Genomic DNA, 24976 nt, shown 5'->3' with positions numbered 1-24976 from the left:
GTAAATAAATTGTGACAACCCGCTCACCAATCCCCACTACAACTTGACCATGATATGGCGCGGCACCGTGTAATCCTCCAGCGCATAGAGGGAGAGATCCTTGCCGTAGCCCGACATCTTCATGCCGCCGTGGGGCATCTCGGAGGTGAGCATGAAGTGGGTGTTGATCCAGGTGCAGCCATATTGCAGGTGGCTGGCCACCTTGCTGGCGAGGCTCAGATCTTTGGTCCAGACCGACGAGGCGAGGCCATAGTCCGAGTCGTTGGCCCACTGCACCACCTGCTCGGCATCGTTGAAACGGGTCACCGACACCACAGGGCCAAACACCTCGCGGCGCACGATCTCATCCTCCTGACGGGCCCCGACAATCAGGGTCGGCTCGAAGAAGAAGCCGTTGCCTGGGCGGATCTTGCCCCCCGCCGTCACCTCCACATGACCGCTGCTCTGGGCCCGCTCGACAAAGCTGGCGACCCGGTTGCGCTGTCTGTCCGAAATAAGCGGCCCCATCTCCACCCCCTCCTCGTACTGGCTTCCCACCTTGATGGAGGCCACCGCATCGGTCATGGCGGCGACGAACTTGTCGTAGATCTTGCCCTGGGCATAGATACGGCAGGCGGCGGTGCAATCTTGCCCTGCGTTGTAGAAACCGAAGGTGCGAATGCCTGCCACTACGGCCTCCAGATCCGCATCGTCGAAGATGATCACCGGCGCCTTGCCCCCCAGTTCAAGGTGGGTGCGTTTCATGGTGCGGGCGGCGCTTTGCAGGATCTTCTGGCCGGTGGCGATATCGCCGGTGAGCGACACCATCCGCACCAGCGGGTGCTCCACCAGCGGCGCCCCCACACTCTCGCCCCGCCCGCAGATGACGTTGATAACGCCGCGGGGAAAGATCTCGCTGGCCAGCTCAGCCAAACGCAGCGCGGTAAGCGGGGTCTGCTCGGAGGGTTTGAGCACCACCGTATTGCCCGCCGCCAGCACCGGCGCCATCTTCCAGGCCGCCATCATCAGCGGGTAGTTCCAGGGGGCAATACTGCCCACCACCCCGATGGGATCGCGGCGGATCATGCTGGTGTGCCCCTCGAGATACTCCCCCGCCAGCGGCCCTTGCAGGCAGCGGGCCGCCCCGGCAAAGAAGCGGAAGCAGTCCACCACTGCGGGCAGCTCGTCGTTGAGCACGGCCAGATAGGGCTTGCCGCAGTTGAGGGATTCGAGCGCCGCAAACTCCTCGGCGTGGCGCTCGACGAGATCCGCCAGACGCAGCAGCAGGTTGCTGCGCTGGGCAGGGGTAGTGCGGCTCCACTGGGCGAAGGCGCGCTGGGCACCGTTCACCGCTCGGTTCACCTGTTCGAACGAGGCTTCGGGCACGGCGGCGATCTGTTCGCCGTTGGCCGGGTTGAGAATGGGTTCGGCCTGCCCCTCGCCGGTCACAAACTGGCCATCAATCAAGAGTTGGGTAGAGAGTTTCATGGTTGCATCCTTGCGCACGCGTTGAGTCATCATTTGCCACTGCCAGCGACATCATGGGTGTCGCGAGTGAGGTAGTAGGCAAGCAAAATAGGGATAGTGGTGAAGGCCACTATGATGAGGGCCACCACGTTGGTGACCGGCCTGTCTCGGGGACGGATCAGCTCCTGATACATCCAGATGGGCAGCGTGGTCTGCTGGCCCGCCGTGAAGGTAGTGACAATCACTTCGTCAAAGCTCAGGGCAAAGGCCAGCATGCCCCCCGCCAGCAGCGCCGTGGCCAGATTGGGCAGGATCACGTAGCGCAGGGTCTGGAAGCCGTCGGCCCCGAGATCCATCGACGCCTCGATGAGGCTCTGGTTGGTGCGGCGAAAACGGGCCAGCGCATTGTTGTAGACCACCACCACACAAAAGGTGGCGTGGCCGATAACGATGGTCCAGAAGCTGAACGGGATCTCCATCAAGCCGTAGGCCGAGCGCAGCGCGATACCGGTGACAATACCGGGCAGCGCGATGGGCAGCACCAGCAAGAGCGACACCACCTCCTGACCGAAGAAGCGGCTGCGGGCAATGGCCCCTGCCGCCAAGGTGCCGAGGATCATGGCCGCCAGCGTCGCCAGCCCAGCAACCTCCAGCGACAGCTGGATGGCGCGCCACACATCGGGGCGATTGAGGGTTACCTCGAACCACTTGAGGGTGAGCCCGGGGGGCGGAAACTGGTAACTCTTGCTCTCGCTGGTGAAGGCGTAGAGGAAGATAAACAGAATGGGAAAGTGCAGGAACAAGAGCCCGCCAATGGCGGCGTACTTGAGCAGGCCCGAAGGGCGCTCTCCCTGACTGATCACTGAGCTAGCTGACATGACGGCCTCCTTGCTGCCGGTTCAGAGCGAGATGGTCAAAGCGCATCAAAAGCCCCCAGTCGTTTCGCAATCGCCAGATAGATGGCGATGATAAGGATCGGCACCAGCGAGAAGGCGGCGGCGAAGGGCAGGTTGCCCGCCGTTCCCTGCTGCATGTAGACCACCTGACCGATATACATGGTCGAGTTGCCGATAATGCCGGGGATGATGTAATCACCGAGGGTCAGCGAGAAGGTGAAGATGGAGCCCGCCACCACACCGGGCAACGCCAGCGGCAGGATCAGGTTGCGAAAGGTCTGGGCGGGTGTCGCCCCCAGATCGCTGCTCGCCTCCAGCAGGGATCGCGGTATACGCTCCACCGCCGCCTGAATGGGCAGGATCATGAAGGGCAGCCAGACATAGACGAACACGATAAAGGTGCCGAGCCGCGAGAAAGAGAGCGACGGGCCACCTATCACCGGCAGGGAGAGGATGGCATCGAGCAGCCACTCCAACCCCATGCTGTCGGCCAGCCAGCTCACCACCCCCTCTTTGGCCAAGATCAGCTTCCAGGCATAGACCCGTACCAGATAGCTGGACCAGAGCGGCAGCATGATCCCCACATAAAACAGCGCCCGGGTCTTGCCACTGGTGTAGCGCGCCATGTAGTAGGCAACCGGAAAACCGAGCAGGGCGCAGGCCAGGGTCACCAGCAGCGACATGCCGACGGTGCGGCCGATCACATCCAGATTCTCCGGTCGCAGCAGGGCGACGAAGTTTTGCAGCCCCAGCTCGTGGCGCACCTGACCGCTGAACTCGTCCAGCCCGAACAAGGAGTTGGAGAGCAACATCAGCAAGGAGCCGACATAGATGATGCCGAGCCACAGCAGCGGCGGCCCCAGCAGGATCGCCAGCAGCAGGCCGGGCCGCCCATAGAGCAGGGTCGAGAGGCGCCGCAGCGGCCTGAAACGGGCAGGTTCGGGCTGATGGTTCATGGCAAGACTCGCACTGTGAGGGGCACTCATGGCTGCGCCCCTTGATGAGCGCCGCTCAGGCGATGGATGGCCTGCTCCGACCAGCTGAGGCTGACCCTGCTGCCACGGGCCAGACGGGCCTGCCCCTCATTGGGGTGGTTGACAATGATCTCGAGCTGCTCCCCGAGATCAACCCGATAACGGACGAAGGGGCCCAGATACTCCACCTCGCGGATCTCCCCCGACCAGCCCGGCGCGCCCGCCTCAGCGAGCCGGATCCGCTCCGGGCGCACCATCATCTGGCTGCCGTCGCCGCACAGCCGTCTGGCCTGCTCCCCTTCGAACAGATTGACGGTGCCAACGAAGCGGGCCACAAACGGCGTTGCCGGAGCGTCGTAGATGGTATCGGGCGCAGCGATCTGCTCGATCTTGCCCTGACTGAAGATGCAGATCCGGTCGCTCATGGAGAGCGCCTCCTGCTGATCGTGGGTGACGAAGATAAAGGTGATGCCCAGCTGGCGTTGCAGCGCCTTGAGCTCAAGCTGCATCTGCTCTCGCAGTTTGAGATCGAGGGCCCCCAGCGGCTCATCCAGCAGCAGGATGCGTGGCTGGTTGATAAGCGCCCGGGCGATGGCGATGCGCTGGCGCTGGCCGCCGGAGAGCTGGCTCGGGCGGCGCTTGCCGACCCCGGGCAGTCGCACCAGCTCCAGCATCTCGTCCACCTTGCGGTAACGCTCCGCCTTGGCGACCCCCTTGAGCATCAGGCCATAGCCGATGTTGTCGCGCACATCCATGTTGGGAAACAGGGCGTAGTCCTGAAACACGGTATTGAGGTTGCGATCATAGGGCGGCACAGTGGAGCAGGGTTCGCCAAACAGGCGGATCTCCCCGTCGCTCGGGAACTCGAAGCCCGCGATCATCCGCAGGCAGGTGGTCTTGCCGGAACCGCTCGGCCCCAGCAGGGTAAAGAATTCCCCAGAGGGGATCTGGAAAGAGATGTCATCGACCGCCTTCACCTCGCCATAGTGGCGGCTGACCCGGTCAAATTGTACGGCGTTCATGGGGCATCCTTGTCTGTACTGGGATGGGCCGGACTCCTGTCCGGCCCGCTTGATTATCCGGTCTAGGCAGTCGTGCAGAGGAGGCGCAGCTCCCCTGCCGTTGGCAAGGTGGCAGCGGTTCCGACCACCTTGCTCACCCCGCCTTAGCGGCCGCCCAGAATGGCGATATAGTCGGAAACCCAGCGGTAATAGGGCACGCAAGTTCCCTGGCTCTTGCACTGGGAGACCGGAGTGCGCCAGAAGCGAACCCGATCGAAGTTGTCGATACCGTTGGTTTTGCACCCGGTCGGGCCCAGCAGGGCATTGCCTTCGCAGGCGGCAGGTACCACAGGCACCGAGCCAAACCAGGCGGCGAGATCCCCCTGCAGCTTGTTGCTCAGGGAGTGCTCCAGCCACTTGTAAGCGCAGGTGAGGTTCTTGGCATCGCTGTGCACCATGCTGGTATCGGCCCAACCGGTCACTCCCTCTTTCGGCACAGTGGTGGCGATGGGCTGCTTGTCGGCAATCAGGGCATTGGCCTGGAACGGCCAGGAGCCTGACGCAACCACCCCTTCGTTCTTGAAGTCATCGATCTGGACGAAGGCATCATGCCAGTAGCGTCCCACCAGCTGGCGCTGCTTGCGCAGCAGATCGAGGGAGGCCTTGTACTGATCCTCGTTCAGCTCGTAAGGATCCTTGATGCCCAGGGCGGGCTGATGGGTCATCAGATAGAGGGCGGCATCGGCGATGTGGATCGGGCCGTCAAAGGCCTGCACCCGCCCCTTGTTGGACTTGCCATCCGCCAGGGTCTGCTCCTCGAACACCACGTTCCAGGAGTCCGGTGCCTTGGGGAACACCTTGGTGTTGTACATCAGGATATTGCCGCCCCACTGGTAGGGCACGCCGTAGTGCTTGCCATCCACAGTGTGCCAAGGGGCATTTTGCAGCCGGGGATCAATCTTGCTGTAGCTCGGGATGAGCGCCAGATTGAGCGCCTGCACCTTGCCACCGGCAATCAGACGCAGACTGGCATCGCCGGAGGCGGTCACCAGATCGAAGCCCCCCTCGTTCATCAACGCCACCATCTCGTCCGAGGTGGCCGCCGTCTTGACGCTCACCTTGCAGCCGGTCTCTTTCTCGAATCCGGTCACCCAGTCGTAGTTCTTGTCGGTCTCGCCACGCTCAACGTAGCCAGCCCAGGCCACGATATTGAGCTGGCCTTCACCCTTGCCGAGCTCGGTCGGGGTAGCCTGGGTCTGGCCTGCCAGCAGCGCCGGAACAAGAGCCAGCATCAGAGGGGTCAATTTCATCATGCACTCCTTGCATTGTGTTGACTTGCATCAGGTGAAGGAACGCCACCATGGGCGTTAACATCCTGTTAACCAGCAATGAGCTTAGGGGAGTGGCAATACGATGAATATTTCAATTTTTGGTGGCTCAGGTATCAGCTAAATCGATATCGAGTGCAGATGAATCTGATTTTTGGTGGCTACCCCGCAAGAGATGGCTAGCGAGGGAGCGCCTGACGGGCCCGCAACCGGCTCTGATCCCGTGCGATATCGATAAATTCCCGCGCCGTCCAATCCAGCCGAGAACCACGGCGCCACACCAGTCCGATATCGATGGCGGGAATGGGCTCCTTGATGGGGCGTGCCTCGACCCGCTCCTGCTCCAGCGACCAGGGGCGATAGGCAAAATCGGGCAACAGGGCGACCCCGAGCTGGCTCGCCACCAGACTGCGCACAGCCTCCACCGATGCGGTGCGCAGCACGATACGGGGGGAGATGCCGTAGCGGCGCAGGCCGCCACCGATGATCTGATCGAGCTGATCGGCGGTCAGCGAGATCATCGACTCCTCCCCCAGCGCGGTGAGCGAGAGGGTCGACTCGGCGCAGAGCGGGTGGTTGGCGGCCAGCCAGAGCCGCAGCGGCGAACGGGTCAGCAATTCGGTATCAAACGCCTCTTGCCGGATGGTGCGGTTGGTCATCAGGATCCCCACATCCACCTCGCCATTGACGATCTGGTGCTCAAGGAAGGGCTGTTCATCCTCCTTCACCTCGATCTGCACCGCCGGGAAGGCGCGGCGAAAGCGGCCAAGCGCCTCTGAGAGGTAGTAACCCGCCACCAATGTGGTCACGCCGATGGTGAGTCGCCCCTGATCCTGCTGGGCCACCGCTTTGAGGGAGTGGCTCGCCTCGGTCATGGCGCCGAGAATGCGGCGGGCGTGGAGCAAAAACTGGTGGCCCTGAGTGGTGAGGGTGACGCCGCGCGGATTACGCTCGAATAGCGGGGCGCCGAGCTCGGTCTCCAGTTCGCGAATGGCGCTGGTGACCGCCGACTGGGAGATATGCAGCTCGGCGGCGGCACGACTCACTGAAAAGCTGTCGGCCACGGCCACAAAATAACGGATCTGGCGAAAGGTAAAGTTCATCGGGCATCCTTGCCGATTGGTACTATTGGTGTGATTGGTAAGATTGACTGCCAGCTTAACCGTAAACGGGCGCCTCGCCAAAACCGGGCACTGCTGCCAACTCAATGATCTGCCGATTAAAACCATGCCCCTGCGGCTTGGCGAGCACAACAGGGGCATGGGTCATCGCAGCAAGGTGCAGACAGGGCTATCAGGATTTGTTGAGATACCCCGCCAGCTGGCCGATCAGCCGCTTGCGCAGCTCTCCCAGTTTGGGTTTCTCGTCCGCACACCAGGGCAGCGGACGGCACGCTTCGATGGTGCGCAGGCCAAGGCGAGCGGTGAGCAGCCCGGCCCCCACCCCTTGCGCCGCGCGGGCAGAGAGCTTGGCGGCAAACTCGGCGCCCAGCAAATCCATCCCCACCTCGGTCACCAGCTCGGTGGCACCGGCGTAGAGCATGTTGCGAAACACCTGACGGATGAGGCGTATGCGGCTCCAGTAGCCAAGTTCGATGGCATAGACATCGGCGATATCTTCGATCATCCGCAGGTTGCGCCACAACATCAGCATCATGTCGACGGTGGCGAGCGGGCTGAGCGCCACCAGCACGGCGGCCTCCCCCGACCATTTGGCCACCCGCGCCTGCGCCAGCTTGTCGCGTTCGCTCAATACCAGCTGACTGTAAAGGGTCAGCACCTCCCGATCGCTGTGGCTCTCATCGAGCTGGGCCAGCCAGGTTTGATACCCCTCGCGCCCCTTGTCGCCACTTTTGACCGCCAACCCTTCGCAAAAGGCCTGCCCCTGCCCGACTCCCTGATGAGCAAGCAGATCTTCTGCTTGCGAGCGCACATCCTGACGCCGCTTGAGGGTGCGTAGCCGCAGCCACTCGCGCCCCACCACGCTGGCGGTCCCCGCAGCGACCAGCGCCGAGGCCGCCAGCCAGGCGCTGCCCCAGAGCGGGGTGGTGAGGAATTGATCGTAAAGAAAGGCGCCATACTGGCCCAACGAGAGCAGACCGACTGCCCCCAACCCCCACGCCAGCAGCCGATGACGGCGGCGCGGTTTGCTGACGAGGGCGCTCTCCACCTCGGTGAACTCGTCCAGCTCGTCGAGGCGCTCGAAACTCGCCTCCTCCAGCAGCTGGGCTGGTGCGGGCGGTCGCTCGTCACTGGCCACCGTCAAGGCAGGCTCAAGGATCACCTTGCCCTGCAGCGGTGGCCGCTCTTTTATCTGATCGTTCATCGCCTTGTTCTCCTGAAAACAGTCTCCTGCGGGCGGCGCAGGAAACAACCCCTGCCGCACACCGTTATTCGAGGTGATCCCCGAGCAGAAACTCCAGCGCCGCATCGAGCCGGATATGGGGCAGCGCCTGATGGGGGCTCATGGGCATGGGGCGAAACGCCTGAAAATCAAAACCCTGACTGTTCCACCACTGTGCGGGGGGAATATGAGGCGGCACCTCCCCGGGGAACAGCAGCAGCGGCTCACCGCTCAGGCTGGTGCCGCGGATGGCGGGGAACTCGCGGCCATTGGCCACCCCCTTGCCAACTTCCGTCGCCTTGATGGCGGCGAGCGCCAGACACTCGGTGGTGATCCCCTCAAAACGGGCCTGACCGCGACCGCTGCGTACCAAATGCTGCAGCAGGGAGACCATGGGCGCATGTTGTTCGGGGGTGACGTGATCGGCCTTGCTCGCCACAAAGAGCAGCTTGTCGATACGGGGCGAAAAGAGCCGCCGCCACCAGTTGCTCTTGCCGTAGGCAAAGCTCTCCATGATGCGGGCGATGGCCTGCTGCATGTCGCCAAAGCTGGCCGCCCCGGCGTTAAGCGGCTGCAGGCAATCCACCAGCACGATCTGGCGATCAAAACCGGCAAAGTGCTGCTCGTAGAAGCCCTGCACCAGATGCTGTTTGTACTGCTCGAAGCGCTGCTTGAGGGTGGCGTAAAGAGTGCCATCGGCGGGCTCGCCGACAGGCATCTCCCACACCCAGGGGACAAATTGCAGCATGGGGGCACCGGCATACTCCCCCGGCAACACGAAACGGCCGGGTTGAATAAGGTGCAATCCCAGCTCCTGTTTGCAGGCATGCAGGTAGGCGGTGTAGCGCTCGGCCAGCTCAGCCACCGGCCGCTCTTCGAAGCGCTGATCGGCCTGCCACCCGGGTGTCAGCCAGCTGGCGGCAAGAGCCTGCAGCTCTGGGCGGCGCAGTTGCTCGCGCACCTGTTCGCTCCACTGCTCGTAGCTCATCTCAAGGAGCGGCAAGTCGAGCAGCCACTCCCCGGGGTAGTCCACCAGATCCACGTAGAGGGTGGAGATCTCCCCCAGATGCTTGCGCAGGGGGTGACGGGTGCGATAGCGGATTTCGAGGCGCACTTCGGCCACGCCGCGGGTCGGCTCGGGCCAGGCAGGTGGATCGCCAAACAGGGAGTCGAGGCCACGCTCGTAGGCAAAGGTGGGGATGTGGGCATTGAGCTGCGGCACCCGGCGGGCACCGAGGATGCGCCCCTGACGCAGGGCATCCCACAATGGCAAACGGCCGTCGATGGCCGCGTGTTCCAGCTGGTTGACCAGCGCCGTGATAAAGGCGGTTTTGCCGCTGCGAGAGAGGCCGGTCACCGCCAGCCGAATATGGCGATCCCGCACCCGGTTCACCACGTCGTTCGCCTTGTGTTGCAGGCGAGTCAACTTCTGTTCCAGTTTATTGAGTATCAAGGCTTGACCCGTTCTCCCTTGGTGGTTGCATCTGGATAGCTGGTGTCGATGGTGGCGCATCACGGGAGGCGCCGCCATCGACATGGGGGCTTCAGCAAGCACTACAGCTTGCGAAACTCCCGCTGCAGGGTGAACTCCCTGGAGGTCACCAGCTTCTCGATCCGCTGAACTCTAGGCTCCAGCGCGTCAAGTTCCTGCGCGATGCGGCCCAGCGCCTGATGCGGGGTGATCCCCGCCTGCCAGCTGCGGGCCTTCATCCGCACCTCGGCAAAGTCGGCATCCTCTTGCGAATAGAGGGTGACCGGCTTTTTGTCGAGCAAGAACCAGGCGGCGATATAGGCGGTGAAGGTGATGAAACCGGCGAAGATGAGGCCACTGATGGCGAGCAACCGCACGATCCAGGTCTCCACCCCGAAATACTCAGCCAAACCGGCACAGATCCCGGCTATCTTGCCACGCTGGGGATCGCGATAGAGGTTACGCCCTTCACGACTGACACTGCTCATACCTTGTTCCTCCAACCGGGTACTTCCGCATCCAGAATCGATTCCAGCGCGCCCACTCGCTCCTGCATCTTCTCGGTGCGAGCCAGCAGCCCTTGCAGCTGTTCCCGCTCGCTATCGGCAAGACCGGCGCCAATCCGCCCCTTGGCACGATAGTGCAGCACCAGCCAGATGGGGGCTACCACCACCATGAAGACCACCATGGGAACCATCAATACGCCCAGCAGATCGTCCATCTGTTACTCCCCCTGTTTGCCTTCGCTTTTGCTGTCGCCCTGGCCCAGCTTCTGGCGCATGGCTTCCAGCTCACGACTTATCTGATCGTCCACTTCCAGCTCGGCAAACTGCTGCGCCAGCGCCTTGTCGGACTGACCCAGATCGGCGCGCGCTTCCATTTCGTCGATGCGACGCTCCATCCGCTCAAACTTGCTCACCACCGCCTGGCTCTCGCCACGGGCTACCTGGCTCTGCACATTGAGACGGCTGCTGGCCGCTTCGGTGCGAATAGCCATCGCCTTTTGACGGGCGCGGGCATCTTCCAGCTTGGCTTCGAGCTGGCGGATCTCCTCACCCAGCTTCTCGATACCGCTGTCTACCGCCTGCTGCTCGCGGTAGAGGGTCTCTGACAACTCGGTCTGTTTCTTCTTCTCGATAAGGGCGGCGCGGGCCAGATCTTCACGCCCTTTGGTCAGGGCCAGCTCGGCCTTGGCTTGCCACTCGTCGACCCGCTCCTGATGACGGGCGACCTGACGGCCAATCTCTTTCTGGCTGGCGAGGAAGCGAGCCAGATTGGAGCGCTCCTTGACCAGCTCGTCCTCCATCTCCTGGATGATCAGGCGCACCATCTTCTGGGGATCTTCTGCCTTGTCGAGCAGGGCCGTCAGGTTGGAATTGATGATGTCGGCCAGACGGGAAAAAATACTCATGATTGCACTCCTGTTATTGGCATGGCGTTGTTTCTCCATTGACAATGGCAACTTGTGTGCCAATCTGGAACAAAATTTAACTTGTTGATTTATATGGGGCAGAATAGCCGAATTGCAAGATGTCTCGCGCAAGAGATGATTAAAATCACCAACTTTTGGTAAGATTGACCAGCTTTTACAACTGACAGGGATCACTATGACCACGGCCACGGAAAGCCTGCTGGGGGAATCCAACGCATTTCTCGAGATCATTGAGCAGGCCTCACGGCTCGCCCCGCTGCGCAAACCCGTGTTGATCATCGGTGAGCGGGGGACGGGCAAGGAGCTGATCGCCCACCGCCTACATTATCTCTCGGCGCGCTGGGATCAAAGCTTTGTCACCATCAACTGTGCCACTCTGAGCGAGAGCCTACTGGAAACCGAGCTGTTCGGTCACGAGGCGGGATCGTTTACCGGCGCGGCCAAGCGCCACCAAGGCCGCTTCGAGCGGGCCGATGGCGGCACTCTGTTCCTCGACGAGCTGGCCACCACCAGCGCCCGAGTGCAGGAGAAGCTGCTGCGGGTCATCGAGTATGGCGAGTTCGAGCGGGTGGGTGGGGCCAAGCCCCTCAAGGTGGATGTGCGACTGGTCTGCGCCACCAACGAGGATCTCCCTGCGCTGGCCGACAAGGGGCAGTTTCGCCACGATCTGCTCGACCGGCTCGCGTTTGATGTGATCACCCTCCCCCCCTTGCGGGAGCGGCGGGAAGATATCCTGATGCTGGCGGAGCACTTCGCCCACAGCATGACCCGGGAGCTGGGCTATCCGCTGTTTGCCGGTTTCTCGCGCAAGGCAACCCAGCTACTGCTGGATTACCACTGGCCGGGCAACGTGAGAGAGCTGAAGAACGTGGTGGAGCGCAGCATCTATCGTCAGGGTAATCCCCAGCTGCCGCTCTCGACCCTAGTGCTCAACCCGTTTGATTCCCCCTGGCGACCACAGGTCACGCAACCTGCGCAAGAGGCACGAAGCGAGGTACAATCTGCATCCCCCCTCGCCTTGCCGCTCGATCTCAAGCAGGCGGTGGCGGAGTACGAGATTAATTTACTCAAGCAAGCGATGCAGCAATCCCAGTATAATCAGCGCAAAGCCGCTCAACTGCTGGCCTTAAGCTATCACCAGTTCCGTGGCATGCTACGCAAATATCAGCTGCTGGATGGCGATAACGATGCAGAACAAGAGTGAAGGAGCGCGGTTGATGCCGACTCCAGCAACACGCCAGCCTTCGCGCTGGCACATTTGTATCAAAACGTGCGTACAAAACCCCTATAAGAACATGGTTCAACAATGAGAATGCTCACACCCTTGCTGCTGGGTCTGCTGGTGCTGGTCACCGGCTGCCAGAAGCAACCCGAGGCCTCCAAAACCGGACTCATCTATTGTGCTGAGGGATCCCCCCTCTCCTTCAATCCCCATGTTTCCAACTCCGGGGTGACACTGGATGCCAGTGCCCGTCCGCTCTACGACCGCCTGCTGGAGGTGAACCCCAACACCCTGGCGCTGGAGCCGGCGCTCGCCACCAACTGGCATGTCAGCGAGGATGGCCTCACCTATACCCTGACCCTGCGCAAGGGGGTGACGTTTCACCATACCCCCTGGTTCAAGCCCACCCGCACTTTCAATGCCGATGACGTGGTCTTCACCTATGCCCGCCAGCTTGACGAGCAGCACCCCTATCACAATGTGTCCGGCGGCGATTACCCCTACTTCTACAGCCTGGGGCAAGATCTGCTGATCAAGCGGGTGAGCAAGAAGGGGCCGCAGACGGTGGTATTCGAGCTGAATCAGCCGAACGCCTCCTTCCTCGCCACTCTGGCCAGCGACTATGCGGTGATCCTCTCCGCCGAATACGCCGAGCAGATGTTGCAGGCGGGCACGCCAGCCCTGCTGGATAGCCGCCCCATCGGCACCGGGCCGTTCAGCTTCAAGGAGTATCGCCACAACGAGTTCATCCGCTATCTGCGCCACCCTGGCTACTGGGGCGGCGATGCCAAGATTGAACAGCTGGTCTACGACATCACCCCCAAATCCGCCAAACGGCTGGCCAAGCTGCTGACCGGCGAGTGCGACGTGATGAGCACCCCTTCCGCCAGCCAGCTCTCAGTGATCAAGCAAAATCCGGCGCTGAGCCTCTCGGTCCAGTCGGGGATGAACGTCGCCTTTTTGGCCCTCAATACCCGCAAGCCGCCGTTCAACAACGTCAAGGTGCGGCAGGCCATTGCCAGCGCCATCAATATCGACAACCTGCTGCAGGCGGTCTATTTCGATACCGGTCTGCCCGCCAACAGCCTGCTGCCGACCCTCTCATGGGGGTACAACCCCAGCCTGCCCGAGCGCAAACCCGACCTGAAACGGGCGCGCCAGCTGCTCAAGGAGGCGGGACTGGAGAAAGGGTTCGAGATGCAGGTACTGGTACAGCCGGACGCCCGCCCCTACAACCCGGATGCGGTCAAGACCGCCCAGCTGATCCGCAGCGATCTGGCCAAGGTCGGGATCAAGCTCAAGATCGTGCAACGGGAGTGGCCGGTGATCGAAGGGCGCCTCACCAAGGGGCAGTACGACAGTCTGCTCTCCGGCTGGATTGCCGACAACGCCGATCCGGACAACTTCTTCCGCCAGTTGCTGAGCTGCTCGGCAGTGGAGCGGGGCAACAACTACAGCCGCTGGTGTAGCCCGGCCTTCGATCAACTGCTGGATGATGCGGTCACCACGCCCCAGCTCTCGTTCCGGCTGCGTAACTACTACTATGCCCAGACCCTGCTCAACGAACAGCTGCCGCTGATCCCGCTGGCACACGCCTTGCGTACCCAGGTCAGCCGCAGCGACATCGAGGGACTGACGCTGATGCCCTTTGGCGGCACCTCCTTCAACCAGGCTCACAGGGAGTAAGCATGCTTCTATACACCTTGCGCCGCATCAACCTGCTGCTTATCACTCTGCTGGCGCTGACCTTTGTCGCCTATCTGCTGGACTATCGGCTGATCGGCCATCAGCTCAGCTTCTGGAGCGGCTATCCCGACTTCCTGCGCCGCATTTTCGCAGGCGACCTGGGGCTCTCCAGCGTCTCCGGGCTGCCGGTGCTGGACGAGATCCGCCACTACTTCCCGGCGACCCTGATCCTCTGTCTGGCGGCGTTCGCCATCTCGCTGCTGGTGGGCATTCCCCTCGGCACCCTGGCGGCCCTGTCCCAGGGCAAGACGCTGGATCTCTCCATCATGACTGCCGGTCTTATCGGCTATGCGGTGCCGGTGTTCTGGCTGGCGCTGCTGGTGGTGATGCTCTTTTCGCTGGATCTCGGCTGGTTGCCGGCGTCGGGCCAGATCAGCCTGCTCTACGATGTGCCCCCCATTACCGGCATCGCGGTGATCGATGTGCTGCTCAGCAACGAACCCTGGCGGCAAGCGGCGCTGCACGATGCCCTGCGCCACCTCATTCTCCCGTCACTGGTGCTGGCGGTGGTGCCCACCACCGAGGTGATCCGCCATGTGCGCAGCTCCCTCATCGACGTGATGAAGCAGAACTACATCAAGGCGGCGGCGAGCAGGGGCCTTTCCAAGGCGCAGATCGTCTGGCGCCATGGTCTGAAGAACGCCCTGCCGCCGGTACTGCCGCTGCTGGGTCTGCAGCTAGGCAGCGTACTCACCTCCGCCATGATCACCGAGGTGGTGTTCGAGTGGCACGGGATCGGCCGCTGGCTCATCAGCAGCATCGCCCTGCAGGATTATGCCGCCATTCGCGGCGCGACCCTGGTGGTGGCCAGTTTCGTTATCCTGACCAGCGTCAGCACCGAGTTGCTGACCACCCTTATCTATCCGGCACGGCGCAAAGAGTTGTATGCCAAACAAGATTGAACGCGCTCATGGCGTGACCAGGAGCCAGGTATCCTATGCAAGATAAATCGAACATCTATCCCGAGCTCAAGATCCTCTCGCCCCTTGAGCAGACGTGGGCCTCCTACAGCCGCAACCCGCTGGCGATGGCGGGGCTATGGTGCTTTTTGCTGTTGCTGCTCATCACGCTGGTGGGGCCGCTGGTCGTCCCTTACGGCATCGATGAACAGCACACCGACAAGCTGCTGCTGGCCCCCTCGTGGGCGGCGACCGGCAACATCGACTACTTCCTCGGCACCGACGATCTGGGGCGCGACATGCTCTCCCGGCTGGTGGTGGGGGCGCGTCTCACTTTCGGCTATGCGCTGGTCGTAGTGGTGATCGCCATGGTGGTGGGCTCCGCCATCGGTATCCTCGGCGGCATGAGCAAGGGGCTTAAATCGAGCGTGCTGCACCACCTGCTCGATACCCTGCTCTCCATCCCCTCCCTGCTGATGGCCATCATCATGGTTGCCATCATGGGGCCGGGTTTTGGCAATACCCTGATAGCCATTACGCTCGCCTTGATCCCGCCCTTTATCCGGGCCACCTACAACGCAGTACATGCCGAGATGCAGAAGGAGTACATCACCGCCAGCCGCCTCGATGGCTCGCCCCCCTTCCGGATCATGCGTCTGGCTATTTTGCCCAACATTGTCGAGACCCTGGTGGCCCAGACCACCCGCACCTTGTCGGCGGCCATTCTCGATATCTCGGCGGTCGGTTTTCTTGGCCTCGGCGCCCAATCTCCCCAACCGGAGTGGGGCACCATGCTGGCCGATTCGAGCGACCTTATCTATCTCGCCCCATGGACCGTCACCCTGCCCGGCATCGCCATCCTGTTCAGCGTGCTGGTGACCAATTTAGTTGGTGAAGGCATTCGCGAAGCACTCAAAGAGGGGAACGACTGATGCCGCTGCTCGATATTCGCAATCTCACCATCGAGATCGACACCCCGCAAGGCAAGGTCAAGGCGGTGGACAAGGTGAGCCTGACCCTGACCGAGGGGGAGATCCGCGGTCTGGTGGGTGAATCCGGCTCCGGAAAAAGTCTGATCGCCAAGGTGATCGTCGGCATCGAGAAGGACAACTGGACGGTTCGTGCCGACCGGATGCGCTTCAACGACATGGATCTGCTGACCATGGCCCCCAAGGAGCGCCGGCGCATCATGGGCCGCGAGATCGCCATGATCTTCCAGGACCCCATCAGCTGTCTCGACCCCTCCGAGGAGATCGGCACCCAGCTGGAAGAGGCGATCCCGACCGATTCGTTCGAGGGACAATTCTGGCAGCGCTTCCAGTGGCGCAAGAAGAAGGCCATCGCCCTGCTACACCGGGTAGGCGTCAAGGATCACCGCAAGGTGATGCGCGCCTATCCCCACGAGCTGTCGGATGGCATGTGCCAGAAGGTGATGATCGCTATGGCCATTGCCAACCAGCCGCGTCTGCTGGTAGCCGACGAGCCCACCAGCGCCATGGAGTCCACTACCCACTCCCAGATCCTGCGACTGCTGGACAAGATGAACAAGCTGGGTAATACCACCATCCTGATCATCAGCAACGACATCGCCGCCATCGCCAACCTGACCGACACCATCAACGTGATGTACTGCGGCCAGATGGTGGAAGTGGGCACCCGGGAGCAGATCCTCGAGACCCCGCATCACCCCTATACCGATGCCCTGCTCAAATCGATCCCCGACTTTGACAAGCTGGTGCGCCACAAGTCGCGCCTCGAGACCCTGCCCGGCGTCATCCCGCCGCTGCAACACCTGCCCATCGGTTGCCGTCTGGGGCCGCGCTGCCCCTACGCCCAGAAGCAGTGCGTGCAGACTCCGTTGATGAACAAGATCAAGGGCCATCAGTTCAGCTGCCACTTCCCGCTGAACATGGAGGAGCCGAAAAAATGATGACCGTTAATGCCCCCATGAAGGAGCCCCGCTTGTGATCGAGCCGTCCCTGTTGCAGGTCAGAGGCCTTAGCAAAACCTACCAGAACCGCACCGGTCTGTTCCGTCGTCAGGCGGTGGAGGCGATCAAGCCCCTCTCGTTCGACCTCGAAGTGGGCCAGACCCTCGCCATCGTCGGCGAGGCAGGCTCCGGCAAGAGCACCCTCGCCCGCATTCTGGCTGGCATGATCGAACCCACCAGCGGCGACATCGCCATCGACGGCCAGCTGATGGTGCATGGCGATTACCAGACTCGCTGCAAACTGCTGCGGATGATTTTTCAGGATCCCAACACCTCGCTGAACCGCAAGATCCGGGTCGGCCAGATCCTGGAGACGCCGCTGCGTCTCAACACCGAGATGACCGAGGAGGAGCGCCGCGAGAAGGTGGTGCAGACCCTGCGTATGGTGGGGATGCTGCCGGATCACGCCCTGTTCTATCCGCAGATGCTCTCCTCCGGTCAGCAGCAGCGGGTGGCGCTGGCGCGCGCGCTGATCCTCAACCCCAAGATAGTGGTGGCCGATGAGGCGCTCTCCACCCTGGATATCTCGGTACGCTCCCAGATCATCAATCTGCTGCTGGAGATGCAGGAGACCATGGGACTGAGTTATGTGCTGGTAGCCAACGATCTGGGCATCGTCAGCCATATCAGCGACGAGGTGCTGGTAATGCACGAAGGTCGGGTGGTGGAGCGCGGCAAGACTCTCAAGGTGTTTGCCGATCCCCAGCATGAGGTGACTCGCCGTCTTATCCAGAACTACAACAACGAATACCGCAAATAGAGAGGCGCTGGCCACCTCCCTCACCGCTGTGTTTCGCCGAGCTCACACGGCGAGATCAAAAAAGCCCACTGCATGCAGTGGGCTTTCTGTTACCGGCGTTGCTGCTTAGGCTTGCAGCAACAGACGGTTGATGCGGGAGACGAAGCTCGCCGGATCGTTCAGCCCGCCCTGCTCGGCCAGCTGGGCCTGTTCGTGCAGCAGGGTGACCCACTCACCGAACAGTGCCTCGTCTTCAATGGTGTCGAGTTTCTTCACCAGCGCATGGTCAGGGTTGAGCTCCAGAATGTACTTCTGCTCCGGTACCGGCTGGCCGGCCGCACGCATCAGCTTGATCATCTGGGTGCTCATACCGTAGGCGTCGGTGACGATGCAGGAGGGGGAGTCGGTCAGACGGTGGGTGACACGCACCTCTTTCACTGCATCGCCCAGGCTCTTCTTGACCCGCTCCACCAGACCGGCGTTGGCCTTCTCGGCCTCTTCCTGGGCCTGCTTGGAGGCTTCGTCTTCCAGATCGCCGAGATCCAGTTCGCCACGGGTGACGGAGATAAGCTGCTTGCCGTCGAACTCGGTCAGGTGGCTCATCAGCCACTCGTCCACGCGCTCCCACATCAGCAGCACTTCGACACCCTTCTTGCGGAAGATCTCGAGGTGCGGGCTGTTCTTGGCAGCGGCATAGGAGTCAGCAGTGATGTAGTAGATCTTCTGCTGGCCTTCCTTCATGCGACCAACGTAATCCTCAAGAGAGACAGTCTGGGCTTCGCCCTCGCCAGCGGTGCTGGCAAAGCGCAGGAGCTTGGCGATCTCTTCGCGGTTGGCGTAATCCTCGGCCGGGCCCTCTTTGAGCACGTTACCGAACTCTTTCCAGAACTTGGCGTACTTCTCGGCATCGTCTTTCGCCAGCTTGGAGAGCATGGTCAACACGCGCTTTGAGCAAGCCTTGCGCAGGGAGGCGGTCACCTTGTTGTCCTGCAGGATTTCACGGCTAACGTTGAGCGGCAGATCGTTGGAGTCCAGCACCCCTTTGACGAAGCGCAGGTAGGTCGGCATAAACTGCTCGGCGTCATCCATGATGAAGACGCGCTGCACGTAGAGCTTCAGGCCGTGCTTCTGCTCGCGGTTATAGAGGTCAAACGGTGCGCGGGCCGGCACGTAGAGCAGGCTGGTGTACTCCTGCGCGCCTTCCACCCGGTTGTGACCCCACAGCAACGGATCTTCAAAGTCGTGGGCGACGTGCTTGTAGAACTCCTGATACTCCTCGTCCTTGATATCTTTCGGGTTGCGGGTCCACAGTGCCGTGGCGCGGTTGACCTGCTCCCACTCGCCCGGGGTGCCGACGATGGTCTCACCATCCTCTTCGCGATCCGGGGTGCCTTCTTTGTACATCTCTACAGGCACGCTGATGTGATCGGAATATTTGCCCACCACGGAGCGCAGACGCCAGTCGTCGAGGAACTCGTCCTCTTCGGCACGCAGGTGCAGGATGACATCGGTACCGCGACCCTCTTTGGTCACATCAGCGACGGTGAAGGAGCCTTCCCCTTCCGATTCCCACTGTACGCCCTGCTCCGGAGCAGTACCGGCGGCACGGGAGACCACGGTCACCTTGTCGGCCACGATAAAGGCGGAGTAGAAACCGACCCCGAACTGACCGATCAGTTGGGAATCCTTACCCTGATCGCCGGAGAGGTTTTTGAAGAATTCTGCGGTGCCGGACTTGGCGATGGTACCCAGATGCTCAATCACCTGATCACGGGTCATACCGATCCCGTTATCGGAGATGGTCAGGGTACGCTTCTCTTTGTCCACCACCAGACGCACACGCAACTGGCCGTCGTTTTCGAACAAAGAGGCATCGGAAAGCGCCTTGAAGCGCAGCTTGTCCGCCGCATCGGAGGCGTTGGAGATCAGCTCGCGCAGGAATACTTCTTTGTTGGAGTAGAGGCTGTGAGCCATCAGGCTCAGCAGTTGTTTGACTTCAGTCTGAAAGCCGTGGGTTTCGGCATGAACACTTTGGGTCATGGACCAATCCTCAGAAACATCGGGTTGAACATATGCCCAACCTAGATGGGGACAGGGATCCAAATATCAAGGGGGCGAATGTGCAATCCTGCTCATTCGCCCCCTGTTGACGTGTAACCGCCGATTTTATGTTCAGTTTTTCGCGACTTGCCGCCACCCGCCCCTTACTTGAGGCGCTGGCGACCCATCAGGGAGTGGGAGAGCGTGGTGCCATCCACCAGCTCCAGCTCGCCCCCTACCGGCACCCCGTGGGCGATGCGGCTCACCTCTACCCCGGCGGTGCGGGCCATATCGGCGATATACCAGGCGGTGGCATCCCCTTCAATGGTGGGATTGGTGGCGAGGATCAGCTCGCTGATGTGCTCTTCCTTCAGACGGCGCTCGAGAATATCGAGCCCCAGCTCCTCCGGGCCTATGCCGTCCAGCGGCGACAGATGGCCCATCAGCACAAAGTAACGACCGGAAAACTGACCGGTCTGCTCGATGGCCGCCACGTCCGCCGGGCTCTCCACCACGCAGAGCAGGCCATTCTCTTCCCGCTTGGGATTGGCGCAGATATCGCAGCGGTCGTTCTCGGTAAAGGTGCGGCAGTGGTTGCAATGACCGATCTCGGTCAGGGCGCGAGAGAGCAGCTGGGCCAACCGCAAACCGCCGCTGCGCTCACGCTCGAGCAGGGTAAAGGCCATCCGCTGGGCAGACTTGGGCCCCACCCCCGGTAATACCTGCAGGGCTTTCATCATCTCATCGAGCAGGGGACTGAACTTCATAACACTCCTTACACGGGCCTGCCCCTCGCCACCACCAGGGCCACGACGGGTCAGCAAAACAGGATAACGCCATTGGCGCAGGACTATACCCGAGCCCGCCGCCCATCGCCATCGGCTTGCCCACAGCGCTCGCAAAAACGCGGATAGCAAAAAGCCCTGATGTTTCCATCAGGGCTTTGCAATGTGGCGGTGAGGGAGGGATTCGAACCCTCGATACGTTGCCGTATACACACTTTCCAGGCGTGCTCCTTCAGCCACTCGGACACCTCACCAAATTTTTGCTCACTGCTTTATGTGCTTGAGCAGCACATTCGCTGGCGGACCATGCCGCGGCGACGGGGCGTAATGTAAGGGATACGATGGCTTTTGGTCAATGCAATTTTTTACTTTTTGCGTTCGCTTGCTCAATATCCGAACTAAGTGACCAAAAATATGCCGTTTCGTATCCCTTTCAATCAATTTACTGCCGCTTCGTGCAAATGTTCACCTTTGAGCGCCTCTTCCAGCGAGCCGTAAAACTCCAGCTTGCCGGGCTGCGGCCGCACCTTGGCCCGTGCCAGGGTCTTGAGCGGTTGGAACTGCAACTCGGCCACCCGCAACTCGACACCGGCTTTAGCCATCTGCTTGCCAAAGTGGAGGAAGGCAGACAGGCCGCCCGCATCGAGGATGGAAACCGCCTCCATCTGCAATACCAGCACCTGGTGCCCTTTCACTTGTGCTTCCAGCTCGGCAAAGACCCGTTCGGCCGCAGCGAAGAAGAGCGGGCCGTTGATCTTGTAGAGCAGGCCATTGTCCGGCACCTCATGGGCATAGCGCTTGTGCTCGGCCAAATCGTGCAGTTTGGTCATCTTGGCGATTTCGCGCATAAAGAGCAGGGAGGCCAGGATCACCCCGAAGGTGATGGCGATGACCATGTCGAAAATGACGGTGAGTGACAGGCAGACCAGCAGCACCAGCACATCGGATTTGGGGGCGCGACGGATCAGCTCCACCACCTTATGCGCTTCACTCATGTTCCAGGCCACGATGAGCAGCAAGGCAGACATGGCCGAGAGCGGCAACCAGGAGAGCCAGGGGGCCAGCACCAGAATGGCGGCCAGCACCACCAGCGCATGGACGATCCCCGAGATGGGGGACGTAGCGCCGGCACGCACGTTGGCGGCAGAGCGGGCGATGGCGGCGGTAGCGGTAATGCCGCCAAAGAAGGGAGCGAAGATGTTGCCAAGCCCCTGCCCTACCAGCTCGGCGTTGGAGCTGTGTTTGCGACCGGTCATGCCATCGAGCACGACAGCGCAGAGCAGCGACTCGATCGCCCCCAGCATTGCCATGGAGAAGGCGGCAGGCAGCAGCCGCTCAACTGCCGCCAGGTTCCATTCAACTGGCAAGCCATCCGGTCCGGGCAAGGCCCAGGGCATCACCAGGGTCGGCGCGATGGGTGGGATCCCCATCCCCTGGGTGCCATCAGCCAGGGTATAGCTGAACTTGCTGCCGATGGTGGCCACATCCACCCCAAAGTAATGGAGACCAAAACCCAGACCTACCCCGACCAGCACTGCGGGCAGGTGGCCAGGCACCGGCAGACGCAGGCGCGGCCAGAGCAGCAGCACGGCCAGCGTTGCGACTCCCACCAGGGTATCGCCCCACTGCCAGCTTGGCAGGGCGGCGGCCAGCGCTTCGACCTTGCCCAGATAGGTTTCCGGCATCTCGGGCACGCTCAGTCCAAAGAAGTCCTTGATCTGCAAGGTGGCGATCACGATGGCGATACCACCGGTAAAGCCCAGCGTCACTGACGGGGGAATGTACTCGATAAGGCGACCAAGACGGGCCATCCCCATCGCCACCAGAAAGAGGCCTGAGATGAGCGTTGCCATCAACAGACCACCTACCCCGAACTGCTGGGCAACCGGATAGAGGATCACCACAAAGGCAGCAGTCGGGCCGGAGATGGAGTAACGGGAGCCACCGGTCACGGCGATCACGATACCGGCAATGATGGCGGTATAGAGACCGTGTTGCGGCGGCACACCGCTGGCGATGGCCAGCGCCATGGCGAGCGGGATGGCGATGATGCCCACCGTCACACCGGCGATAAGATCACGGCCGAAGCGGGCCATGCTATAGGGTTCATCAATACAGGACTGGCGTAAGGCTATGGCGAGCTTCACGCTATTTAAAGAGGCTTGCTTGTGCATGTATATCGTAATACCAGAAGAGGGAGATAAAGGCCGGAGAGATCCGGCGCCCGATCATCATCAAGGGCCGGCAGGGCTGTCGACGCGGCGATGGTATCCTGCGTAACCTTACTCCAGACGGGCCATTTTTTCGATGGGCAGGATCAATGAAACGCGCGCTCACCCATTATTTGGCCTATTTGCCGCCAAATCGCCGATCTTGGCTCCTGCTCTCCCCCTTTTTGCCACAAAGATTACCATTTGAGCCTCACTGTGTTACCAGCACGTTCGCGGCATCATACTGGCATCATCAGGTTGATGCGAACCGAGCCAATAACCCCTTGGGCCGGTTGGGGGCAGTGATGGCAAGAGACTGATTGTGCTGAAAATAAACCGCAAAGCACAACTTTTGGGCAAACAATCCGAAAATCCGGTTTTCGGGAAATTCGCGGGTTGACACCCGCCGCCCTGGTCATTAATATTCGCCCCGTCTTAACGAGACAGGCAATTCCTCCTTAGTTCAGTCGGTAGAACGGCGGACTGTTAATCCGTATGTCACTGGTTCAAGTCCAGTAGGAGGAGCCACTTTTCCCTCGTAGTTCAGTCGGTAGAACGGCGGACTGTTAATCCGTATGTCACAGGTTCAAGTCCTGTCGAGGGAGCCAAATTCTAAAGCCCAGCCTTTTGGCTGGGCTTTTTCGTATCTGCCTCAGAAGAGTCTAGAGAAGCCTAGATTACTCATCCCCACACTGGGGGCTGTCACGTCAACAAACAGGTCAATACCACGCCACAACCTGGCATGCTCAAGGAGTGCTTGCTGATAGGCCCAAGTGGCGATGGCAGTAGAACGCTCGGCATCGACGCTCACCAGAGGGGCCAGCTCGTCCGTGAGGTACGCCCCGTGAGTCAGGATATTCTGCTCGTACCAAGCATCCCTGTGCTCGGGAGCGGCAAGAAAATCCCGTTTGCTCCGGTTACAGTTGGCGTGTGCCAGTACGAAGTTGTGGCCCAAATCGATTGGATAACGACGCCAGGGGATGAAATGGTCTACCTCACCACTCCCGTGTATCGCCTTGTTACAGTAAAAACAGGTTCCTCCCTGCAAGTCCCTCAATACCTCTCCTACTCGCCCCAGTGCCTGACGGCTTGAACCAAATAGAAAATTCTCCAACCCCACACTTGGGCCAATCAGTGGCTGATTACCCTTGATGTCGCAGATAAGCTGTAACCAATGCTGTCGGGAGAGGGAGACCACCAGATCGTAAAAGCGGTGGAGACAGTAGAGAATGCCGGGGTTAAGGCAGATATGATCCGCGCCCCTTTGATGAGGATAGAGGTGGCACTCCTCTCGCCCACCCAGGATCTGCAGACGCCACAAGGGTCCCTCAACAAGGATGCGCCGAACTCGGGCAAGAAGAGGCCGCCAGGCGTCGTGACGACGCAGTGCAGTTACCGAGCGGACCCCCTCTTCACGCAGCCGGGACAACTCCGTCAGCATGATGGCCTGACGACCGCTGCTCTGTTTGAGCAAGGTGGCCGTTTCTCCCGTCGCCGAGTAGGGCAGACTGTGCTGCCAATAGAGCTCCACAAACTTGGTGGCCAGTTCGTCCAGCGTAATAGTGCGCGCCGCCATCAGCTCATGGGTCTCGGTACTGCGCTCAATTGCGATATCTGCAATCCCGTGAAGCAAGGCGCACTTGTAAGTGGCAACAAAATCGCCTTCGGTAAAGATGCGTTGCAGATAGGCAATAAAAGAGAGTTGCTGCTCAGGGGAAGCGTGCATGTTCGCCTCCAAGGATCAGACTCTGCCAACTCAAGCCGCTACGCGCCAAGGCATCCCCCTGTGGTTCTGACACATGGAGAAGTGTCATCCCCCCCTCCAATGCAAGCAGCTCCACTTCATCGACAGCTACCGGATACATGGCTCGCTCCCGCATCTCCTGCTCCGAGATAACCAGGCGAAGACTCAGTACCAGATAACCATCTGGTGAGAGCAGCTCATGAAGACGTGCCAGCGCCAAGGGACGGGATTCCGGGGGTAGATGCATCCAGACAGCACTGAGCAAAATCAGATCAAAAGTGCCCGTCACGCAAGAGAGAGCCGGCATAGCATCATTGACCCACGCCACCGCAGCCTCACAGGTATGACATTGCCCCTGCACAGCAAGTGCCTGACATGGCTCGACAGCGACCACCATGTTGCCCTGATGGAGCTCGGCTAAAAACGCGGCATCACGACCACTGCCGGCCCCTACATCGAGTAACCTGCGCGGTGCCGCAAGGAGCCAAGGCTCCAGCAGTGTGAGCCAGTCGCCGTGAACGGCGCGCGCAGATACCTGTTGGTAACGAGTCGCCAATTCGGTGGCATGGCACTGGTAGTAGTCGAGGGACACAATGCGTTCCGAACGGAGAAGGAAGTAAAATAATCTCACAAGATCAGTTAGTTGGCCATGGCCAGAACGACACTTTCCCAACATGAACGATTAATCGGGCAGCGGCATTTACAAAACC

At 60.9% G+C, this 24976-nt stretch carries 22 protein-coding genes and 3 tRNA genes; 8 read left to right on the top strand and 17 right to left on the bottom strand.

Annotated features, from left to right (window positions below):
• Positions 1–36: 36 nt before the first annotated feature.
• From ACB035_RS02460 to pspA, 11 genes are all read right to left on the bottom strand, one after another.
• Positions 37–1467, bottom strand: a complete 1431-nt coding sequence (locus tag ACB035_RS02460; protein WP_019444919.1) for a gamma-aminobutyraldehyde dehydrogenase — start codon at positions 1465–1467, stop codon at positions 37–39.
• A 29-nt stretch (positions 1468–1496) separates the two neighbouring features.
• Positions 1497–2324: an ABC transporter permease gene (locus tag ACB035_RS02455; RefSeq protein WP_042022426.1), complete on the bottom strand. Its 828-nt coding sequence runs from the start codon at positions 2322–2324 to the stop codon at positions 1497–1499.
• 35 nt (positions 2325–2359) lie between these two features.
• Positions 2360–3328 (bottom strand): ABC transporter permease, encoded by a 969-nt coding sequence (locus ACB035_RS02450; RefSeq protein WP_005346227.1) that lies wholly within the window; start codon positions 3326–3328, stop codon positions 2360–2362.
• Positions 3325–4338: an ABC transporter ATP-binding protein gene (locus tag ACB035_RS02445; RefSeq protein WP_371166589.1), complete on the bottom strand. Its 1014-nt coding sequence runs from the start codon at positions 4336–4338 to the stop codon at positions 3325–3327. Before ACB035_RS02445 ends, ACB035_RS02450 begins: the two co-directional genes overlap by 4 nt.
• Before the next feature lie 143 nt (positions 4339–4481).
• The gene (locus ACB035_RS02440; protein WP_103251399.1) at positions 4482–5627 is read right to left on the bottom strand and encodes an ABC transporter substrate-binding protein; all 1146 of its coding nucleotides are present in this window, start codon (positions 5625–5627) and stop codon (positions 4482–4484) included.
• A gap of 197 nt (positions 5628–5824) precedes the next feature.
• A complete protein-coding gene (locus ACB035_RS02435; protein WP_019444923.1) occupies positions 5825–6748 on the bottom strand; it encodes a LysR family transcriptional regulator in 924 nt (307 codons plus the stop codon).
• Between the two features lie 190 nt (positions 6749–6938).
• A complete protein-coding gene (locus ACB035_RS02430) occupies positions 6939–7970 on the bottom strand; it encodes a YcjF family protein (protein ID WP_371166588.1) in 1032 nt (343 codons plus the stop codon).
• A 64-nt stretch (positions 7971–8034) separates the two neighbouring features.
• Positions 8035–9441 carry a YcjX family protein gene (locus ACB035_RS02425; RefSeq protein ID WP_259587533.1) on the bottom strand — a complete coding sequence of 469 codons (1407 nt, stop codon included), beginning with the start codon at positions 9439–9441 and terminating at the stop codon, positions 8035–8037.
• Between the two features lie 101 nt (positions 9442–9542).
• Positions 9543–9947, bottom strand: coding sequence for an envelope stress response membrane protein PspC (gene pspC / locus ACB035_RS02420; protein WP_005333670.1), 405 nt, complete (start codon positions 9945–9947; stop codon positions 9543–9545).
• Entirely contained in the window at positions 9944–10180 is a 237-nt protein-coding gene (gene pspB / locus ACB035_RS02415; RefSeq protein ID WP_371166587.1) for an envelope stress response membrane protein PspB, read from the bottom strand. The genes pspC and pspB overlap by 4 nt, the downstream gene beginning before the upstream one ends.
• Positions 10181–10183: 3 nt before the next feature.
• The gene (gene pspA / locus ACB035_RS02410; RefSeq protein ID WP_005361184.1) at positions 10184–10870 is read right to left on the bottom strand and encodes a phage shock protein PspA; all 687 of its coding nucleotides are present in this window, start codon (positions 10868–10870) and stop codon (positions 10184–10186) included.
• Positions 10871–11066: 196 nt separating this feature from the next.
• Between pspA and pspF the strand changes: the two genes are divergently transcribed.
• The 6 genes from pspF (at position 11067) to ACB035_RS02380 (ending at position 17508) form a co-directional block, all read left to right on the top strand.
• The gene (pspF, locus tag ACB035_RS02405) at positions 11067–12095 is read left to right on the top strand and encodes a phage shock protein operon transcriptional activator (protein ID WP_005333674.1); all 1029 of its coding nucleotides are present in this window, start codon (positions 11067–11069) and stop codon (positions 12093–12095) included.
• A 108-nt stretch (positions 12096–12203) separates the two neighbouring features.
• The gene (gene sapA / locus ACB035_RS02400) at positions 12204–13799 is read left to right on the top strand and encodes an ABC transporter substrate-binding protein SapA (protein WP_041202111.1); all 1596 of its coding nucleotides are present in this window, start codon (positions 12204–12206) and stop codon (positions 13797–13799) included.
• Positions 13800–13801: 2 nt separating this feature from the next.
• Positions 13802–14761: an ABC transporter permease subunit gene (locus tag ACB035_RS02395; RefSeq protein ID WP_005333676.1), complete on the top strand. Its 960-nt coding sequence runs from the start codon at positions 13802–13804 to the stop codon at positions 14759–14761.
• Positions 14762–14796: 35 nt separating this feature from the next.
• The gene (locus tag ACB035_RS02390; protein ID WP_005333677.1) at positions 14797–15690 is read left to right on the top strand and encodes an ABC transporter permease subunit; all 894 of its coding nucleotides are present in this window, start codon (positions 14797–14799) and stop codon (positions 15688–15690) included.
• Positions 15690–16688 carry an oligopeptide/dipeptide ABC transporter ATP-binding protein gene (locus ACB035_RS02385; RefSeq protein WP_005333679.1) on the top strand — a complete coding sequence of 333 codons (999 nt, stop codon included), beginning with the start codon at positions 15690–15692 and terminating at the stop codon, positions 16686–16688. Before ACB035_RS02390 ends, ACB035_RS02385 begins: the two co-directional genes overlap by 1 nt.
• A 34-nt stretch (positions 16689–16722) precedes the next feature.
• The gene (locus ACB035_RS02380) at positions 16723–17508 is read left to right on the top strand and encodes an ATP-binding cassette domain-containing protein (protein WP_005333681.1); all 786 of its coding nucleotides are present in this window, start codon (positions 16723–16725) and stop codon (positions 17506–17508) included.
• Between the two features lie 105 nt (positions 17509–17613).
• Here ACB035_RS02380 and htpG read toward each other — a convergent pair whose 3' ends face one another.
• The 4 genes from htpG to dauA all read right to left on the bottom strand — a co-directional run bounded on the left by htpG (position 17614) and on the right by dauA (position 22486).
• On the bottom strand, positions 17614–19527 hold the full coding sequence (htpG, locus tag ACB035_RS02375) for a molecular chaperone HtpG (protein ID WP_005352676.1): 1914 nt from the start codon (positions 19525–19527) through the stop codon (positions 17614–17616).
• A gap of 164 nt (positions 19528–19691) precedes the next feature.
• Entirely contained in the window at positions 19692–20294 is a 603-nt protein-coding gene (gene recR, locus ACB035_RS02370; RefSeq protein ID WP_371166586.1) for a recombination mediator RecR, read from the bottom strand.
• A 184-nt stretch (positions 20295–20478) separates the two neighbouring features.
• Positions 20479–20566: transfer RNA gene (locus ACB035_RS02365), tRNA-Ser, on the bottom strand.
• Positions 20567–20749: 183 nt separating this feature from the next.
• Positions 20750–22486: a C4-dicarboxylic acid transporter DauA gene (gene dauA, locus ACB035_RS02360; protein WP_371166585.1), complete on the bottom strand. Its 1737-nt coding sequence runs from the start codon at positions 22484–22486 to the stop codon at positions 20750–20752.
• A gap of 488 nt (positions 22487–22974) precedes the next feature.
• Between dauA and ACB035_RS02355 the strand changes: the two genes are divergently transcribed.
• Both ACB035_RS02355 and ACB035_RS02350 read left to right on the top strand, forming a co-directional pair.
• Positions 22975–23050: transfer RNA gene (locus ACB035_RS02355), tRNA-Asn, on the top strand.
• 4 nt (positions 23051–23054) lie between these two features.
• A tRNA-Asn gene (locus tag ACB035_RS02350) sits at positions 23055–23130 on the top strand.
• 44 nt (positions 23131–23174) lie between these two features.
• Here the strand turns inward: ACB035_RS02350 and ACB035_RS02345 are convergent.
• Together ACB035_RS02345 and ACB035_RS02340 are read right to left on the bottom strand one after the other, a co-directional pair.
• Complete coding sequence (locus ACB035_RS02345; protein WP_255909972.1) at positions 23175–24248, bottom strand: HNH endonuclease; 1074 nt, start codon at positions 24246–24248, stop codon at positions 23175–23177.
• Positions 24232–24858, bottom strand: coding sequence for a class I SAM-dependent methyltransferase (locus tag ACB035_RS02340; RefSeq protein WP_371166584.1), 627 nt, complete (start codon positions 24856–24858; stop codon positions 24232–24234). The genes ACB035_RS02345 and ACB035_RS02340 overlap by 17 nt, the downstream gene beginning before the upstream one ends.
• Positions 24859–24976 lie beyond the last annotated feature (118 nt).

The organism is Aeromonas sp. S12(2024) (genome assembly GCF_041402305.1).
Classification (GTDB): Bacteria; Pseudomonadota; Gammaproteobacteria; order Enterobacterales; family Aeromonadaceae; genus Aeromonas; species Aeromonas veronii.
Note: the sequence above shows the minus strand (reverse complement) of the source record. Positions and strands in the feature narration are given on the sequence as shown.

Coding starts and splice junctions, on each gene's coding strand:
- ACB035_RS02460 (WP_019444919.1), bottom strand. CDS start 1,467: ATGAAACTCTCTACCCAACTCTTGATTGATGGCCAGTTTGTGACCGGC.
- ACB035_RS02455 (WP_042022426.1), bottom strand. CDS start 2,324: ATGTCAGCTAGCTCAGTGATCAGTCAGGGAGAGCGCCCTTCGGGCCTG.
- ACB035_RS02450 (WP_005346227.1), bottom strand. CDS start 3,328: ATGAGTGCCCCTCACAGTGCGAGTCTTGCCATGAACCATCAGCCCGAA.
- ACB035_RS02445 (WP_371166589.1), bottom strand. CDS start 4,338: ATGAACGCCGTACAATTTGACCGGGTCAGCCGCCACTATGGCGAGGTG.
- ACB035_RS02440 (WP_103251399.1), bottom strand. CDS start 5,627: ATGAAATTGACCCCTCTGATGCTGGCTCTTGTTCCGGCGCTGCTGGCA.
- ACB035_RS02435 (WP_019444923.1), bottom strand. CDS start 6,748: ATGAACTTTACCTTTCGCCAGATCCGTTATTTTGTGGCCGTGGCCGAC.
- ACB035_RS02430 (WP_371166588.1), bottom strand. CDS start 7,970: ATGAACGATCAGATAAAAGAGCGGCCACCGCTGCAGGGCAAGGTGATC.
- pspC (WP_005333670.1), bottom strand. CDS start 9,947: ATGAGCAGTGTCAGTCGTGAAGGGCGTAACCTCTATCGCGATCCCCAG.
- pspB (WP_371166587.1), bottom strand. CDS start 10,180: ATGGACGATCTGCTGGGCGTATTGATGGTTCCCATGGTGGTCTTCATG.
- pspA (WP_005361184.1), bottom strand. CDS start 10,870: ATGAGTATTTTTTCCCGTCTGGCCGACATCATCAATTCCAACCTGACG.
- pspF (WP_005333674.1), top strand. CDS start 11,067: ATGACCACGGCCACGGAAAGCCTGCTGGGGGAATCCAACGCATTTCTC.
- sapA (WP_041202111.1), top strand. CDS start 12,204: ATGCTCACACCCTTGCTGCTGGGTCTGCTGGTGCTGGTCACCGGCTGC.
- ACB035_RS02395 (WP_005333676.1), top strand. CDS start 13,802: ATGCTTCTATACACCTTGCGCCGCATCAACCTGCTGCTTATCACTCTG.
- ACB035_RS02390 (WP_005333677.1), top strand. CDS start 14,797: ATGCAAGATAAATCGAACATCTATCCCGAGCTCAAGATCCTCTCGCCC.
- ACB035_RS02385 (WP_005333679.1), top strand. CDS start 15,690: ATGCCGCTGCTCGATATTCGCAATCTCACCATCGAGATCGACACCCCG.
- htpG (WP_005352676.1), bottom strand. CDS start 19,527: ATGACCCAAAGTGTTCATGCCGAAACCCACGGCTTTCAGACTGAAGTC.
- recR (WP_371166586.1), bottom strand. CDS start 20,294: ATGAAGTTCAGTCCCCTGCTCGATGAGATGATGAAAGCCCTGCAGGTA.
- dauA (WP_371166585.1), bottom strand. CDS start 22,486: ATGCACAAGCAAGCCTCTTTAAATAGCGTGAAGCTCGCCATAGCCTTA.
- ACB035_RS02345 (WP_255909972.1), bottom strand. CDS start 24,248: ATGCACGCTTCCCCTGAGCAGCAACTCTCTTTTATTGCCTATCTGCAA.